Annotated in this window: 9 protein-coding genes; 6 read left to right on the top strand and 3 right to left on the bottom strand. The window is 56.1% G+C overall.

What is annotated here, in order from left to right:
• The first annotated feature begins 177 nt into the window (after nucleotides 1-177).
• Nucleotides 178-1,914 carry a putative dsRNA-binding protein gene (locus GC1_RS14725; RefSeq protein WP_152614052.1) on the top strand — a complete coding sequence of 579 codons (1,737 nt, stop codon included), beginning with the start codon at nucleotides 178-180 and terminating at the stop codon, nucleotides 1,912-1,914.
• On the top strand, nucleotides 1,911-2,576 hold the full coding sequence (locus GC1_RS22495; RefSeq protein WP_152614053.1) for a hypothetical protein: 666 nt from the start codon (nucleotides 1,911-1,913) through the stop codon (nucleotides 2,574-2,576). The genes GC1_RS14725 and GC1_RS22495 overlap by 4 nt, the downstream gene beginning before the upstream one ends.
• 584 nt (nucleotides 2,577-3,160) lie before the next feature.
• Here the strand turns inward: GC1_RS22495 and GC1_RS21980 are convergent.
• Nucleotides 3,161-3,802: a tail assembly protein gene (locus GC1_RS21980; RefSeq protein ID WP_019298402.1), complete on the bottom strand. Its 642-nt coding sequence runs from the start codon at nucleotides 3,800-3,802 to the stop codon at nucleotides 3,161-3,163.
• A 456-nt stretch (nucleotides 3,803-4,258) separates the two neighbouring features.
• Nucleotides 4,259-4,555 carry a hypothetical protein gene (locus GC1_RS14715; protein ID WP_152614054.1) on the bottom strand — a complete coding sequence of 99 codons (297 nt, stop codon included), beginning with the start codon at nucleotides 4,553-4,555 and terminating at the stop codon, nucleotides 4,259-4,261.
• A 385-nt stretch (nucleotides 4,556-4,940) separates the two neighbouring features.
• Here GC1_RS14715 and GC1_RS14710 point away from each other — a divergent pair, with 385 nt between their 5' ends.
• From GC1_RS14710 to GC1_RS14700, 3 genes are read left to right on the top strand one after another with little or no spacing between them, the layout of a single operon-like run.
• Nucleotides 4,941-6,836 (top strand): hypothetical protein, encoded by a 1,896-nt coding sequence (locus GC1_RS14710; RefSeq protein ID WP_019298404.1) that lies wholly within the window; start codon nucleotides 4,941-4,943, stop codon nucleotides 6,834-6,836.
• Nucleotides 6,837-6,847: 11 nt separating this feature from the next.
• The gene (locus tag GC1_RS14705) at nucleotides 6,848-8,311 is read left to right on the top strand and encodes a hypothetical protein (RefSeq protein WP_152614055.1); all 1,464 of its coding nucleotides are present in this window, start codon (nucleotides 6,848-6,850) and stop codon (nucleotides 8,309-8,311) included.
• 2 nt (nucleotides 8,312-8,313) lie between these two features.
• Nucleotides 8,314-13,926 carry an ATP-binding protein gene (locus GC1_RS14700; RefSeq protein ID WP_019298406.1) on the top strand — a complete coding sequence of 1,871 codons (5,613 nt, stop codon included), beginning with the start codon at nucleotides 8,314-8,316 and terminating at the stop codon, nucleotides 13,924-13,926.
• Nucleotides 13,927-13,968: 42 nt separating this feature from the next.
• Here the strand turns inward: GC1_RS14700 and GC1_RS14695 are convergent, their stop codons facing one another.
• Nucleotides 13,969-15,408 (bottom strand): DNA cytosine methyltransferase, encoded by a 1,440-nt coding sequence (locus tag GC1_RS14695; protein WP_019298407.1) that lies wholly within the window; start codon nucleotides 15,406-15,408, stop codon nucleotides 13,969-13,971.
• A 197-nt stretch (nucleotides 15,409-15,605) separates the two neighbouring features.
• Here GC1_RS14695 and GC1_RS23020 point away from each other — a divergent pair, with 197 nt between their 5' ends.
• On the top strand, nucleotides 15,606-16,286 hold the full coding sequence (locus GC1_RS23020) for a hypothetical protein (protein WP_036762735.1): 681 nt from the start codon (nucleotides 15,606-15,608) through the stop codon (nucleotides 16,284-16,286).
• Nucleotides 16,287-16,482 lie beyond the last annotated feature (196 nt).

Here is a 16,482-nt window from a genome sequence, read left to right as displayed (position 1 = left end):
TGCGCAGTCAACAAGGTCGCTTTGAGCCCATTCTACGAGCATCGGAAAGCCCATAGCGTCGAACCAGATCCGCGCTGCGTCTATCTCACTAGCCGAAGGGCTTTCTGAAGACAACTCGGACCGAAACCATTGCTAACAGGTGCTCAACACGGCAGTCTGCTCATCAAAGATAGTCACTTGGAAAAGAGCGGAGATTGGACCTTGGGGAGGAATGAAAAGAATGGCACCGCTCAAAGTTCGCATAGCTTAAACGACGTCAAACAAGACGCGGAGCTACATGGCTTAACCGCGGCTCTAGAAACCCTGAATTCGTCAGTTGAAGAAAAGTTCCGCGAGGAGCTTTCAAGGTTTGAAAGGAAATGGACGGCAATCGAAGACGTTAAGTCCACAGAGGAACTCTTTTCAAATAGATGCATAGAGTTTTTGGAAAAACTCTCTAGAGTTCGTGGAGGCGAAGATCAGGCTAATGAGATTGCGGTTGCCCTTTATCACCCTTCATTTCAGACAGACTTCTCGCGCGTTTATCGCCGCGCGGGGCTTTCTGGAAATGTCCGATCTATGCCATCACCAACAGCCGGTAAGGCGCTGATTGATCTCATTTTGTCGCTCTACCTCTTGGAAACCAAGTGGGTAGAAAACAAGAGTGTGGGTGCATTTGCGAATGCGTGCAATTATCTTGGTAGCTATGCTCTGACCGAGCGCTTTTGGGTAGACAAACAGCTGGGGACCCCACTCGTTGGCAGAGGGTTCACGGAGGAAAAAGGTCTACTCGACAAGGCGTACAAGAAGCTGGTTCACGCCCTCTTCCTATATGAAGGTTTTTTTAAGGCGAAAGAGTTCGTTCTTACAAGTCTTGATCCCAAAAACTTCCTAGAAACCTTCGCGGAAGATATTGAGTTTGGCGACGCAAAAACACTCTTGCAGGAATATGCGCAAGATTTAGGTCTCCAACTTCCTTCATATCAGTATAAGCGGGACCCAAACACCCCTGACCACGACCCTATATTTCACGTCAGTTTGCAACTTTCAAGAATTGGCGAGGTTAGTGTTAGCGCGAAATCAAAGAAGGAGGGCTCAAAAAAGCTTGCTGAGACGGCAATAATTGCACTGAAGCGGCACAAGGAGAGCCGCAAATCATTGATGCGCCTCCTAGCTAAAAAGTCAGCATCAGTTGAAAAGGAGAAAAAACCGATCTCAACGCGGTCTATACCGCAAGAGGTCTTTGATCTTGCGAATGAGGTCAATAAGGAACTTGGTCTCCAGCCTGACTACTTTAGATTGATGCAGGCATTGAAGACGAAGAGCGCGGGACGTTCGCGATACAACAGAATGCCTGATAATGAAATCACTAGTCGCATAGGAGCGCTCGCTCTGGAGTTTTCCATCATCAACAGCGATTCTGAGTTTAGAAGCTTGAGCGTTGAAGGTGTTCACCCGCGGATTTGTGATGCAGCCATTGAGAGATTTCAGCTAAGAAAATTGAGTCGCTCAATATATGAGCCAATACATGATTGGGGAGTAAACGCAGATCGTCAAATGGCCCAAGCCCTACTGTTCGCTTTGTTCATAAACGAACAGGACAAGTTCTTTGGGAAGATGAAAGCATGGCTTCGGGTGCAAAGCGTGTTCTCTGAAACGGCAGGTCGTCCAGATGGGGATAGGAGGTTACCAGAGCAATTCGACGAAAAGTTCTCATACGTTACTGTTTTGCAAGAATACGTACAGCAGAAATCTCCTGTGCTGCCTATGTACTCCAAGATAACTTCAGGGCCGATCCACGCAGCTACCCACACAGCAATCTGTGAGTATGAGGGAAATTCAACGAGAGCGTCCAGTAGCCGCTTTGTCTGGGCCAAGAACACAGCGGCTTTCAAAATGTTGCAGAAGCTTGGCATTTTGGAGGCGTCAAGTTGAATAAGCCATCAGCAATCCCCAGAGAAAAATGCCAGCAGATAGTGTCTTCCGCAGGCACTTCGTTGGCCGAAAAAGCTGTGTCTGGGCGTTTCGAGTGGGGTACAGATCTTGGTATTGAGGCCGACGTTGAGCAGTATGTTGAGCGAAATTTGATGCGTGTTTCAGCGCTTCTAGATGACACCGCAGTGCTCGTGGGCGACGGAAGATTACTTGGTGCTGCTGCATCGGCGCGTGCAGGTCTTGAGACAATGGCAGTACTTGCCGATTTCTTTCGAAAGTTCAAATCCGCGGTCAAGAGAGTGGATGGAGATGAGATCAAGCGAGTCTTGAGTTCGTACATATTTGCATCTCTGGAGTTCAGTGGTTTGTCCCAGCAAAAGACGCCGAATGTCATGGATGCGGTTCGGAATTCTGAAAAGATGCAGAATGGAATGATGGCAGTTTATGGTGTTCTATGTGAGGCAGTGCATCCAAATTGGAGTGGCCGCATTCAAGAGAGCAATGATGTGGAAGTAAATTGGTATAGTGCGACAGCTCAAAGATTAGTAGTCGCAATTTCCATCTCGGCATCCTTCTCGACAGTTCTCATTGGCGATCTTGAAGAGTTTTTTAGATTTACTCGAACCAATCGAAGAAACCTCCAGAATGCTATTCTATTCTAATCTGATGACACATGATTGCTGCGCAAATTAACAATTGCTTTTGTCGTTTCCAACCTTAGAAATATGAAACTTCAAAAATACCTGGAAGCGCTGACCATCGGATTTGGGGAAAAAGACTAAGGCCAACAACTAGCGTTGGTTAGATCGGCTCCGCAAATGGATCGTGTCTGTGCATACCTGAGGCAACCTCAGCTTTCTCCGCGCTCCTGTCATTCGGTGGAGTCGGGATAATGCGCGAGGGACGAACGACCGGTTCGGAGACGCCGCATCGCAGCTTACGTGACGGTATGGGATGTCTGTTATGGGCCGGTCAGGTTCCGAAAGGCGAAGACGGTTCGCAACTTTGCAGCGGCGGCTTCCTGCGCTCCGCGGCCCCTGGTGCGCCCCGCAGCATCACATGAGGTAGCTCGGCCCTGCCGAGGGTCCGCTTTCAGGAAATTGACCATGGAATTTTGCACCGACAGCATCTTTGGCACCCGCGGCCATGTCTATGTCTGCTCCGGGCTGCGAGCAGCCGAGTGTGTTTGCAGCATCCAGCGCGGGCTGAGATGGCGGTTTCCAACTAGCTTGCAACCCGTTGCAAATTACTCGTCCACTGCAAGCAGTTCGATACTGACGCCCGCGGAGATTACCGTCGAGCCCACGATGGGGGCGCCGTAAATTACCGGGATCGCTCCGCCTTCGGACATTGTGTTGATCGGCCCGCCCAAAATGTAGGACTGTTGCTGGTCGTCTGGGTCGTTGTCGATGTTCAACTCTGGCATGGGTGAGAGCATGAGGCCGATGCCGGACAGGGCCATTCCGATACCCATGTGTGCGGCAGTGCTCGCGAGACCGCCGCTGGCAAGTGCAGTATCCAGGCTGCCGACCAGTCCGGCTGCTGCGCCATTGCTGGCAACGATGGCAACCCCAATCAAAACTAAGCCCAAGACCGCCGTTATCCCTCCCTTATTGCTGGATGCGCCTTCAATCCGTGGCATGATATGGAGAACTTCATCCGAAGTGGACATAGTGAGGTCTTCGGCTGTCCCGTAACCCCGTTCCGTGCCGTCAGCTCTTTCGCTCCAGACAAAATATTCTCCCACCTTCAGGGCATTGTAGAACTGGCCGTGAAAGTTCGCCTCAATGATCTGAATGACACGGGTAGGGGTGTTGCCCTTGATGGGAAGTTCACCGCCAAATTTCTCAGCTAGGTGGCCGTAGAGCATGACCTTTTGAATGCTCATCTGTCTTTTCCTTTGCAACTGGTTGCAACGCTTCGGCACGTGATAGGGGTGGGCGGTGCAGGACGGTTTTCTCTATGCCAGTTTAGCAATTTGGTGCCAAACTTGGAAGAAATATAAGTAAAAACAATTGTTTGCGTTTGGGGGGGGAGTGGTTCGGGACCTGCTATTGAACGGCAGAAGTTTCTCTGCTGAGTTAGGTTGCCAGCCAAGTAGTCGAGCGGTGACAAATCCGTAAAAAGCTGCCAGCGGCCAGAATAAGACGACGGTAGTCTTACAAATGTAGAGAGCCAAACACTGGTTGCTCTCGGCGGTCTGGGGGAAGAGCTGTGTTTCCTCGAGGGTCGCTGTTATTGTGTTCTGTCAGTTGGGTCCCATATCGGGCTGGTTTGCCGATGCCTTCTCCCTTCAAGACCGCTTGGTTGCCGGGCGTAAAACTGCCGCTGTTACCCTAAACTGTCACAATGCATGTGCTTCCGCTTCGGCGTGGGGCGCCCGTGGTGGTGTTGCAAGAGTGCCTTTCGGCGGGATTTGCAACTGGTTGCACCTACTTCTGACATTCCTAAATTTTTTCCGTTGCGCAGACCGTGAAGACGCTCGGTTGGCCTCCTGCGTTTTCCGGTTGACCTCCACTTTCAACCGCTTCCGGGCGCGGCGCTGACCAATCAGGGCAAGGGTTTCCTGCTCCGTCATACCGGTCAGCATCAGTCGCTTCAGCTTGCCTGTGGCGTAGGCATCCGCGATCAGGCGCGACATGCACTCGGACATCTGGCTGGGCAAAGTGAAGCAGCGTTTTGCTGCGGCTGATTGTCGTGGGCAGGGTGAGGAAGGGGGCTTGCGTGCCAAGCGGATTTAGCTTTGTTATCGGGTATGATTACTCGCTTTGATTGCGACATTTTTTCAACGAGGTGCTTTGTTTTTTAATGTTATCAGCAGGAAAGGGGGTTTTTTCTTCTCTGGTGATCGCAGCTTAAATTCCATAGGCTCAATCTATAGGAAAGAGCTTTAACTAATCACGCGAGAGGGCGGAATGTCTTACCCAAGTTGGATCCTGGAGCGTTCGTTCGGGGGGCTCGGAGTCGCGGTTTCCCCGGTTTATGCCGCATCCGGCGAAAAGTGGCCAAATGGACGGTCCTCCCCGATGTCCTCCGAAGCCTGCCGAGCCATGATGATGGCTTGCTCTGCGTCTGATACTTTAGGCCCAGCCCACATGGTGTTTCTTGTCGGTGGGGCAGGCAACGGTAAATCTAAACTTGCGGCCGAAGTAGTGGCGAATGTGCGCGGGATCCGGAAAGGGGGGGGGAGCGTTTTTGCCCAGCGTTGCTACGAGTTCGACTTGCCGAACGGGCGTGCTCTGCGGGTGTTGAATGATGCGACCATTCCTCCTGTCGATCGGCAAGGTTCTGCTCTCAGGAGAGATATCGCCAGTGCGCTGCGCGGCAAGGAACACTTTCTTGGGTGCATTAACCGCGGTGTTCTCATTGGCGAGCAGTCGGAGCGGTCAAAGTTGAAGGACGACGACGAGAAAGTTGCTTCGGATATTGTTGCCTGGCTGCTGAATGGCGAATTGCGCTGTCAAGGTGCGGAGGAGCCCTGCCTGGACTTGGTTGTGGGGCAAGAGGGTGGCAACTACCAGTTTGCCAAAGTGCGCGCGGCGGGCAAGGTAACCGCGGTCTTGCACCTCGTGTATATGGACAGCGCCTCGCTTCTCGAGAATTGGCCCGAACCGCCCCTGATGGAACAGGCAGATGCAGCTTTGCCGACGGTCGAACTGCGCGTGACGCCGCTTGGCGGTGTTGAGCGTGCCGACGTGGCAACGGCGTTTGAACCCTGCCTGACTAATCTTGCCCGCAATTTTCAAAAGGAATTGCGGCTGGATGAGCTGGACCCGATCGCTGCGAATGCGCGCTCGTTGTCAAAGGATATCGTGGCACGGGGGTGGTGCTCATTGATGCGTGGGGCCGAGATCCTTTCTGGCACGCACTTCAGCTACCGTGAGCTCTGGGCTCTCTCGGCGCACTCGCTGGTTGGCCCGGCAAGTAGCGATACCATGTCTCGCCTTGCCCGGCACGTAGCAGAGAGCCTCGAAAAGATCCAATCCAAGGGCATCAGAGAACGGGTCGCGGGTGCCGTTGCGCTGGGAAACCTTCGTTCGCACATGATGTTGTTCGAGGCTGGAGCTTCTAGCACGGGGGGCGAAGCCAACATCTTTAATTGGCCGAGAACCACCAGCGATGCCATGAAGGCGGTCCATTTCGCAGATCCCTTGAAGCATTTTGGCCCATCTACTGGGCATGGCAGCGCTGACATCGACGAAGCCTTGGATGGGTTGAAAGATGGGAAATACCCCGGAGCTGACCTAGTGTCCAGGGACGAAGCCGTTGGGGCGTACTGGGGAAAACTGGATGCTCGGATCGAAGAAATCGTACAGGAAGCGATTGACCCGGACAAGGAATCCGGCTTGGCCCTCAAGGAGCGTAGCAATCTACTGTCGTGGTACGGGCGGTATATGTATCGGCTCGTCGCACTAGTTCGCGGTTGGCCGGCCTACGTTTCCGTTGTCACGGCCTGGCAAGAAACGTGGTTGGACGCGTTTTCAAGTGGGCGGCTGGACGCGTCTCTGGAGGATGCCATTCTTGAGATCGTCGCGCCAGTTTCCGAGGGCGCGCACAAGGCGATGTTCACATTCTTGCAGCCTCGTGTGACGCAAGGTGAACCCAATGCACCAAAGGTCCGTATCGAGATCCCGCGCAACGACATGAACTTGTCCGCCCGCGTCGAAGGAGACCGAGTGGAACTCGAGATCCGTCTTCGGTCGCAGCGCGAGGATCACGCTTCCGCGGTAACCTCTCTTGATTTTCACCTGCTGCGCGAGGCCATGGCGGGGCTTGAAGGCCACGGGTTCACCGACAGTCGCCTAATAATCGAGCCTCGTATTGAACGGCTGCGCGCGGCGATGGTCGCCGCACAGATGCACTCTGGGGGTGACAGGAATAGGTTCAATTTCTCGGACCGCAACTATGACGAGACGCGTTAAGGAGTTTTTCGATGGCAAAGAATGTCTCGTTGTTCGGACTTAATCGACCTGAATACCCGCCTTCGCGGGAACTGTTCATGTCCGAGCTGGCGTGGTCGGTCGAGAGGAATGTAAACAAGCGACAAGAGAAAAAAGCCGGTTTTGCTGGCTATGCCTACGGGGAGTTGAGCGCCAAGGCAAAGGCCGGTTTCGAGTTCACGAGGCCGGAGCACGGATCGAAGAAATTCGAAGACCTCTGCACGGCCCTAGTCAATGGGAGGAAAGCGCGCGACCGTAACAGTGCCGCGAAAGTCGTTTCGATCCTCCTAGAGGAGCTTGAAGCACCGTATTCGAGCAAAGCCCTTCGGTCGGCAGCGACGCCTCTTAGTATCGAAACCGCACTCTTGCAGGATCTACGTGGTATAACGGGTAAGAGAAACCCAGCTAACTTGGCGCTGAACCTAGAGAAGATGTACGCGCTCGGCGGTGGGAAAACGTCTGTTGCTGCTGGTTGGACAAGTGCGGTCATGTCGCCCTCGGGTGGTGGGATGCCCGCATGGATCCGGGATTTCTTTGCAGGAGTGACTCCTGGTGACATGGACGCCATCGTCCAAACCGTGAAGCAGCACGGCCCCTCTCATGTGATCAAGGATCTCCGTCAGCCGCGTTGGCTGCCCAGCAACACCCCGTACTCGTGGTTTGCAGGAGCCTGGGACAATCTTTGCGAACGGGGATGGGTTGACCAGATGCCGCGCCGTCGCTGGACAGACTGGGCATCTTGTGTGGCTCGGACCGCCTTGGCGACTGGGTTTATGTTCGAGATGCACCTCTACCGTCGGCTATGTGCCGCTCTGATTACCGAGGAAGATGCGGGAGACGCCGTTCGGTCGATGATGGACGACAGCAATCGGCTCTTCTCTTGGGATGATCTCATGCAGAAGAGCGCCGCTGACGTTGGGCCGATTGTTCGCCAACTAGCTGATTCCGGAAGCGCCTGCAGGGAGCTCATCAATGATCTCGTGTCGGAGGATGGCGAGGCGGTTCCCGCGTTTGCCGAGTTCGATCAAGAGGGAAATGGCTTGACTTCTTGGCTACAGGCGGCCCGAAAAGTGTGCAAGGGCCGCTCCGGGTTCGAGCAAGAAGTGGGGGCCGCGATGGCCGCGAAGAAGTCGGGGACCGCGAACAACACATGGGAAACCATCAGGTACTCCTTGCTGGCACGGTCCAGCGACGGTGAGCAAGATCTGTACGCGCTTCTGAAGTCGGCGGGCAAGTATACATGGGTAGAGCCGGGCCAGGAATGGCTGGTCACAATCAGTAGTCTACAAGCCAGAGGGCCGGGGCAGCTGTCCCGGATGACAGACCTCACCTCAGCGCTTGCTTCGATCGGGATCGATGCATCACAGAGAACGCTCGTTTCTCGCCTCGAAAGTTACGGCCTAGCCCGTAGTAGCCACGACGCGGACGATGCACTCGAGATCATGCCAGGATTCTAAAAATGAAGAGAAAATTACTCCCCGAGGCAATCGCGAGCGCCTGCGCCCAGAACCAAGGGTTGGCGAAGATTATCCTCCCACGTGGACTGCCCTCTGCTTTCAAGGCCGACCTCTCCGCGGCATTGGCTGATCTCGGCGGAACACCAGTGCGCTTAGGGTCAGCGCCCGGTGAATTGTCACTGGGTGAAGCCATCTCTTACCGTACGCCAGAAGGCGGAGAGACCGCGGCCTCAATCTTGCTCATTGCCACAGAAGGCGATGTGCGCGAGTTGAAATCGCTGGAAACCTTCCGAGATGTTTTGGTTGGAGGCCTGCCTGGCGGGCTAAGCTCGGACGAACAGGCGATCTTGCAGGCACCGGATATTGCGCGCCAAGCCGCCGACATCTTGGCGCGGCAGTTTGATTTTCACACGGCGGAAATGGCCAATGCTCTGCAGACGGTCTTTACTTTCCTGGCCGCCGCTTATCGCGAAGCCGGGAACGGGGAGAAGCGTTGGACAGAAGCGTTCTGGCTACATCTAGACATGCTCTGCGACGCCCTCGAGCTAGGCCTGAAAATCTTTCCTTGGGATCTTCCCAACCGGGAGATCCTCTTGGTTTTTGCCAGCGCGGGCCTGCCACGGCCGAAGTCGAAGGAGGGATTTGCGTCGAATCATAGGCCGTCAGATTACGCGAAAATTGTGCAGCAGGGATGGAGCGAGATCGACGATATCGAGCTCTCGCTTCTGGGCGTGCAGGAGAGCGACGGAGAGGGTGAAGAGCATCCGTTGGCTAAGCTGGACTGGTCCGGCTTCGTCGCAAGCCGAGCTTCGCTTGGGCATGGCCTGCTTGCCTTGGCCTTCCACGGGAAATCGCGGGGACAGGAACGGTTGGATGCTTGGGCCGGAACGTCGGAAGCCGCGTTTTTTGATAGGCCTAAGAAGGGTGAGGTCGACTACCAGTTCTGGGCCCTAGGAAACGGCGGGGAAAAGGAAATGCCCCGGCTTGAATGGCGCGGCGTTGACCATGTCTTGCCTCCCGCTGCCCCGGTTCGCCGAGACGACGGAACCGTTTTGCTCGGCTACTACAAGCTGCGGCTTGAGGTCGATCCCGGCGATAAGCCAAGTGCCAAGTTGGAATGCAGGCCCGCGAGTGCATGCGCGGCGACGGTCGTTTCCTGCGTCACCGTTGACGGGGCTTTGGAACTGGAGTTCGAACTGACTCGGAAGATCGCCATGAAAGGCGGCAAGTGGCGTGAGAAACCCTTTACGCTTTCGGTTAGCCCATCGCGGACCACATTGGGCTCGCAGTTCCGCGAAAGCTTCGAGTTGAAGCTCTTCTCGCCTAACCCAGTTGTGCCCAGTGTGCTTGTCGTCGAAGCAACGGGTAAGGGTAAAGGGCAAGTGCCCAGCTTCTCGGGCGACGTGTTTCTTGCCGTTGATGGTGACAACACGCTAGTCGAACCCGAAGGCGGTACGCCCGACCGAGACTTGACCCTTTCTGACAAGGGCGGCACGGCGGAACTGGTTGTGGTAGGAGACGTGAAAAACCCGGCATGGGTGGGAGGGGGAAAGCTCAAGCCGACAGAAGGAACCAAATCGGATTTTATCAACTATTACGATTTGACCGGCCAGCCTGCCGACCCTGTTGTCGATCTAGGTGGCAAGACGGTCAACATTACCGTTCCGCTCGTCGAGAATGGTCAAGTCAACCCTTTCCTCGCGGCGTTCATGGCGGAGCCCGTGATTGCCGCAAGCGAAGATCTGAACGAAGAGATGGAGCTGGATCCGCGGGGAGATCTCGAGAAGTGGTTCCGCGATCAGGCAATTCTGGACGCTCCAAGTGACCAGTTCCGCGCATGCCTCGGAAGTTGCCTCGTCGAGGCCGGGAGAAGACCGGGGGCAACCTCCCTTCAATGGGATGACGGGCTCGGTGCCTTCACGAACACTGATGGCGCGCGGTCGGTCACTTTTCCAATGGATATCTCCGCCTCCCTTGCGGCGGATCGCTTTTGGAGAGCCTTCCTGAACCTCGGGCTAGGCAATGAGCCTGTGATTGGCCTGCAATCCGTACGCGCCCTACCGAGCACATTGGACCTACGCACCGTCGCGCGCGAGAAGGTCGAGGCTTACATCGAGGCCTACGGTGCGATTTTGGAACTGGCGAAGGGTGCGCGGGCAAATTCCTGGGCTGCGTACCCTTTCTCTGCCCTGCTGTTCGACACGCAGTTGGGGCAGGCAAAGGGCGTGTTGCTGTCGCCGTTGCACCCAGTTCGCTTGGCCTGGGCGTGGAGCGTCCAGGCCGCTGGAGGGGAAATCAACCACGACCCGGTGTTCGGCAAGGTCTCACGGTCCTTCCTGCGGTTCATCGACGGTGAGATGTTCCCCGAGGCGGGCCCATCTACGGACACGGGTATGACCTGGGTGTCCACGGGGCTTGCCCCAGGGCCGCAGGAAATGTTTGTTGGATGGAGCATGCTTTCGAGCCTCCCGCTCGAGGTAGCGAATCAGGCTCAGTCCCTAAAGTTGCTTGGTCTGGACTTGCCGTTCGGAACGCCTTCTGGCCTCGATCGAGGGGGGGTGTCCTCTGCCTTGCGTGATTACCTCCGGGTTTTCCCCGCGTCGCAGCATCTGCGAATTGGCCTTGCCGCGCCCAGAGGAGGCAAGCGCTTCGAAGAAACCGATGACGCGATTATCGCCGCGTCGGTCAACCTGCTGAGCGAACGCGAAGGCCTGCTTCCTGGCGGGATTCGCATCGTGGACTCGAGCGAGAGAAAGGGAACGCCGCCAAGTTCTAGCCGTGTTCTCGCTAGGCTTCAGGACGTGGGTGACGCCCGCGACGGTGGAAGTTTGCCCCCCTTTGAATGGATGACTGAAGATGCCGGGTCTCTCACCCAGCACCACGTCGACTTGCAATTTGTTGAAGACAGCGTCGTTACCGTACGCACGGACGTAGCCAAGGAGAAGACTGAAGCCACTTGTACCGCGGGGCCCAACCTCCCTGTGAACCGTTTTCGATCGTGGCAGTTGGCGCACGCCAGCGATAGTGTGTCGACTTTTGGACTGGGGATCGAGAGGCGCTCCTTTGCTGGGCTGGCGAGTTTTTCCGCTGTGCTTGCTAAGCTGGAGGGCTTGCAGCTCGCTGGGGAAGCGTGCCGAATGGAGGCTCGTTTGCAGCTAGGTGACCGCATGCTGGGCGAGAATGCAAAGTGGACGATCACTGGCAACCGCAACTTGAGCCCGGCGGTCTTGTCCTCTCAGCTCCGCGCGTCCCGTGCCGACGTGGCCCTGTGGGAATGGAGACCGGCGTTTCTTTCGCGGCAACGCCAAAAAAACGCGATCTCCGCTATTTCTTCGACCCATCCCTACACGGTCTTGGCCAAACCTTCGAAAACGCTCACGACCGAAATCAAGCGTGTTCTCGGCGACTGCGGCGTGCACAACAAGGACGAGGATGCAACCGAGGTTATCACCAGCCTCGGCATGCGGGGCGTAGGCCTCTCGTCGCTGCTGACGATGGGGCACACCCAGAGTCTCGGCGCTATCGGGTTTAACCTTGCATTTAGGGGGCTTGCGAACTGGGAAGGGGCTGCTGCGCCAGGTGAGATTCGCTGCGTTGTCCCCATGGATTCGGTTTACCCGCTGCTGGATCTCCTCGGAGAAGGCGCCCGTACACCGGATGACCAACGGCGCGCGGACCTGCTTTTGCTGAGCGCAATGGTCGACGACGCGGGCAACGGCACGGTTCGAATGCATCCGGTCGAGGTGAAAATGAGAACCGGGCATAGCAGCCGGTTCCCGGCGCGGAACAAGCTCGAGGACCCACTCGAGCAACTGGAAAGCACGTTCAAAGTTCTGAGCCAAGTTTCCAAGAACCTTGATGCCGCGGGCGCCCGCGTCTTGCCCTGGGCCGCGTTCGCAAGCTTCTTGGAGGCCGCACTTTCCTTGCGGCCATCGGTAGCGAATAGCGATTCTGCACTAGAAGCGCAGATACTTGGATCGGTTGCATCATCAAATTCGCGGATCGTCGCTGAAAGTGGAACCGTCCTATGGTTCCAGGTCGGTGGCCGCACAGAGGAAGGTGACCCGTTTGACCTGTTTTTTGCAGAGGGTCGCGAACCGGGCGGAGTTCTCATTGACCCAGCAGCTTTCAACATCCCAAGTGTTGGAGGGCACGTGCAGGTCGCGATCACTGACGTGATAGACGGCGTGCTGGAACGCGCTGGCACAATGCCTGGCCTGCCGGGAAAGAAAGCCCACGCGGAGGCCCTTGCCCCCTTGGCGAACCCGGAAGGAACTGGACAGCCTGTTTCGGCGAACGAGCCTACCCCGGTAGAGGAGGCGGAGCCAGAAGTGGAGCAACCTGAGCAGGTGGCCTCGTCTAACACGGCGGCTCCTACAGTACGCGGGGCGGGCGAGCCGGTGAAAGTGCAATCCGAAGTGGCGACAAAGCAGGTTTCCTCGGCAACGCTGGCACCCGCGGATGTTTCCGCCGACGCGGGCATAGAGGTCCTAGTTGGGCACTACTCGCATGGCAGCACGCAACGGACAATCCATCTCAAGCTAAGCGAGACCTCACTGAGTCAGATGAACATCGGTGTCGTTGGCGACCTAGGGACGGGCAAGACGCAGTTCTTGAAATCGTTGGTCTACCAGATCGCGAATTCGGCATCGGCCAACCGTGGAACGGCCCCTAAGGTTTTCATCTTTGATTACAAGCGGGACTACTCCGAGAAAGAGTACCCGGTTGCACTCGGAGCGCAGGTTTTGGACCCAGCCAAGGCTCCCTTGCCTATCAACTTCTTTGCGATCAACACTGACCGGTTGGACGGTAGCATCCAGATGGAACGCGTCCGGCGCGCGAATTTCTTCAGCGATCTCCTTCGCCGAATTTCCAACATAGGTGTCGTCCAGCGAAATGACCTATACGGGTGTGTTATCGCAGCATATAGTTCGGCGCCCCACGGTTCTTTTCCGACGATTAATGATGTTTACGCGGCCTACCAAGAACTTGGTAAAAACGATAGCGTGATTTCCGTGCTGCGAATGCTCGTTGACTTGATGATCTTCGAGAGCGATCCGTCCAAGACGCGTTCTTTCGTGGAGCTATTCGACCGCAGTACGGTATTGAACCTTTCGGGCATCTCGGGTGCAGGACAGGATATCGTGGACATCGTTGCCACGATGTTCCTCGACAACCTGTACACCGACTACATGAAAACGCGGGAGAAAAAGCCCTTTATCACTGGCGGCGACGGGAAGAGCCGACGTTTCGTGGACTCGTTCGTTTTGATCGACGAAGCGCACCACGCAATGGGACGGGACTTCGAAGTGCTAATGAAATTGATGCTCGAAGGGCGGGAGTTCGGCATGGGAGTCATCCTTTCGTCGCAATACCTCTCGCACTTCAACACGCGAAGCTACAACTGGGCAGAGGCACTCTCGACTTGGGTCGTTCACAACGTGCGTAACGCTACGGCCAAGCAGTTCGAGGGGATTGGTTTCCGGAGCAATGTGGGAGACATGGTTACTGAGGTGACCAAGTTGCAGACGCACTGGGCCTATTACCGTTGTATGAACAACAATAACGAGGGTGTGTTGATGAAGGGGCAACCCTTCTTCTCACTCAAAAGGTAGGCGCTGGGCCAAGCAGAGCAGCACTCGGCTTGGCCCACCCACCTACTGCTCGTAGGTTGCTTGAGCGAGGATCTCGTGCAGGTGCGCTCCTAGTGCTTTTGCGAGCAGCGGCGGGACGGCGTTACCTACCTGAGTGTACTGTGGAACCTCGACGCGTCTCTTGTGCGCTCCCGTCGTTTCCTTGGCACGGAATTCGAAGGTGTCTGGGAACGACTGTAAGCGCGCCAATTCACGGACGGTGGGTACTCGAGGTTCCACTGGATGCACGAAGTCATCCGGCAGGCTAACGACTGTCGGTGAAGGTTCGAGCAAGCGAAGCGCACGTTGGCTATGCTTCTTTGTCGCCAGTTCCTGTACGTGCTGGATGTAGGTCTGGACGTCTTCGAGGAAATCAACGTCGCCACCCTTGCCGGGCCCAGGGTAGGTGTCGCGAATAGCCTCGAGGCGAGCCTCGCTGGAGAGATCGTGGCGATAAGGGAGGCCCAGCACCTGCTTGTTGACGCCTCTTTCCGCTGCTATCTGATAAAAGCCGAAGCGTTTCGTAACCTTGTCTGAATGTCTACGCTTGATGTGGTTTTTCAGGCCGTTGGATTGTTTGCGGGTAACGTGTTGGTCTAGCCCCGCCAGCAATTCCTGATAGTCGAGTGACCGCGGACTAAGCTCGTTGTCCAGCAGATCGTATAGCGCTTCCTGTACAACGCGCTCCTTTTGCCTGTCTGCATAGTGCCCAAGGCACTCGAGTTCCAGAGAGTTGAAGTGTGTACGCCTCGGGGCCAGCGCCGGGCGCCCACCCGCCGTAGGCGCTTTTGCGCCATCGTCGTCAGCGGAACTCCACAGTGTATTCGATGTGGTGATACCAAGCGTGTCCGCAATGTCTCTTGAAATACCTACTAGGAACAAGCGCGGCCGATTTTGCGGCGCTCCAAAATGGCGTGCATTTAGCAATAGAGGTTGAACAACGTATCCCGATCCTGTTTGGCGAAGGGCCTCTTGGAGCTCTTTGAAAGGCGAGCGTTTCCCGTGCTTGGCGAAGTCGCTCTTCATGCCCGAGACATTCTCGATGATGACAGCCTTGGGATTCACTGCCTCCACAAATTCCAAGAACTGCCACGGCAGCTTGTTGCGCGCGTCGTCCGGGTTTCTGCGACCGGCCATGGAGAACCCCTGACACGGCGGGCCGCCAGCAACGAGGTCAATGCCTTCGGCTGCGATACCCTCGACCAGCTCCTTGCGCTCCAAGAGCGCGCCGAGTTCGTTTACCACCAGTCCACGGCGCACTTGCTCGGCTAAGTCGGCGCCAACGTGGTCACGTTTCCACTTCTCGACGTCGTCGACCGGGGCGATGAGGTTGTGATGGTAGGTCTCGGCTGGCATCTCAGATTTCTCGACAGCCAGACGTTCTTTGAAACCCGCGGCACGCAGGCCCAGAGAAAGGCCGCCGCAGCCAGCGAAAAGGTCGACGCATGTAAAGGTCTTGGTCATCGTGCATCCCAAATAAGGGCCATTCCGCGGGGCCGAGCGGCTTGCGGTGCCCTGGTCTAGTCGAGCAAACCAGGCACGTCAACGCTCGAGGGCAAGGTTAGCGGGGCAGTTTGCCTCGGGACAAGCTGGACGCTCCGGGGTTTGGATGTCCTGGATTATCGACTACACTTTGTGAAGGGAAAAAGTATTGAGTGCATATGGTCGATGCGCATCTAACTCGAAGTGAAAAATTGCGTATCACGCGTACCCGGGCCGCTCTAGTCGCATGGTACTCAGGCCATGGGCGCCACTTGCCTTGGCGCTCTCCAAGTGCGAGCACCTTTGAAAAGATCTGCGTCGAAGTCCTCCTCCAACGCACACGAGCGGAAACTGTTGCGCGAATGTACGACGCCTTCTTTAGACAGTACTCGGGGTGGGGCCAAATAGCGCGTGCCGAACGCGAAGAGCTCGAAGCATACTTGAAGCCAATCGGTCTTTGGAAGCGCCGTGCGGCATCGCTTCAAGGCCTGGCGGCTTACGCTGATGCCCACGGCGGGGTCTTCCCGAGTGATGCTTTCAAACATGCTAATATTCCTGGGGTGGGGCAGTACGTCTCGAACGCGATCTTGCTTTTCCAGCACAAGAAAGTTCGGCCATTGCTAGATGTAAACATGGCTCGCGTCTTAGAACGCGTAGTACGCCCGCGTTCGCTAGCCGACATTCGCCACGATCCTTGGTTGCAAGAGGCTGCAACTTGGCTCGTGAAGCATGAGAGACCTGAGCTGGTGAACTGGGCGGTCCTCGACTACGCTGCCGCGGTATGTAAGGCGCGCAGCCCATCCTGTGACAACTGTCGACTGAAGCGTTCTTGCTCGTGGTCGAAAGCCAGGCGAACGTGATAGTGTTCTCGAGTGCTTGTCCATTCATCAGGTTTGGCGGAATTTCAGTTTCAAATGGTTGCGGAAAGGGTCGCTGTTAGCACGTTCTGTCAGTTGGGTCCCAAATCGGGCCGGATTGCCGATGGCTTTTAACCTCAAGACAGCTTGGCTTCGGGGTGCAAAAACTGCCGAAGCTGCCCTAAGCCGACACCTTTCC

It is taken from the genome of Leisingera sp. ANG1, from assembly GCF_000203975.2.
Lineage (GTDB): Bacteria > Pseudomonadota > Alphaproteobacteria > Rhodobacterales > Rhodobacteraceae > Leisingera.
The sequence above is the reverse complement of the archived record's forward strand: the minus strand, read 5'-3'. Positions and strand labels throughout refer to the sequence as shown.

What these genes read in the sequence shown, in the direction of transcription:
- GC1_RS21980 (WP_019298402.1), bottom strand. Translation starts at nt 3,802, where the DNA reads ATGAGCATTCAAAAGGTCATGCTCTACGGCCACCTAGCTGAGAAATTT.
- GC1_RS14715 (WP_152614054.1), bottom strand. Translation starts at nt 4,555, where the DNA reads ATGTCGCGCCTGATCGCGGATGCCTACGCCACAGGCAAGCTGAAGCGA.
- GC1_RS14710 (WP_019298404.1), top strand. Translation starts at nt 4,941, where the DNA reads ATGTCCTCCGAAGCCTGCCGAGCCATGATGATGGCTTGCTCTGCGTCT.
- GC1_RS14705 (WP_152614055.1), top strand. Translation starts at nt 6,848, where the DNA reads ATGGCAAAGAATGTCTCGTTGTTCGGACTTAATCGACCTGAATACCCG.
- GC1_RS14700 (WP_019298406.1), top strand. Translation starts at nt 8,314, where the DNA reads ATGAAGAGAAAATTACTCCCCGAGGCAATCGCGAGCGCCTGCGCCCAG.
- GC1_RS14695 (WP_019298407.1), bottom strand. Translation starts at nt 15,408, where the DNA reads ATGACCAAGACCTTTACATGCGTCGACCTTTTCGCTGGCTGCGGCGGC.
- GC1_RS23020 (WP_036762735.1), top strand. Translation starts at nt 15,606, where the DNA reads ATGGTCGATGCGCATCTAACTCGAAGTGAAAAATTGCGTATCACGCGT.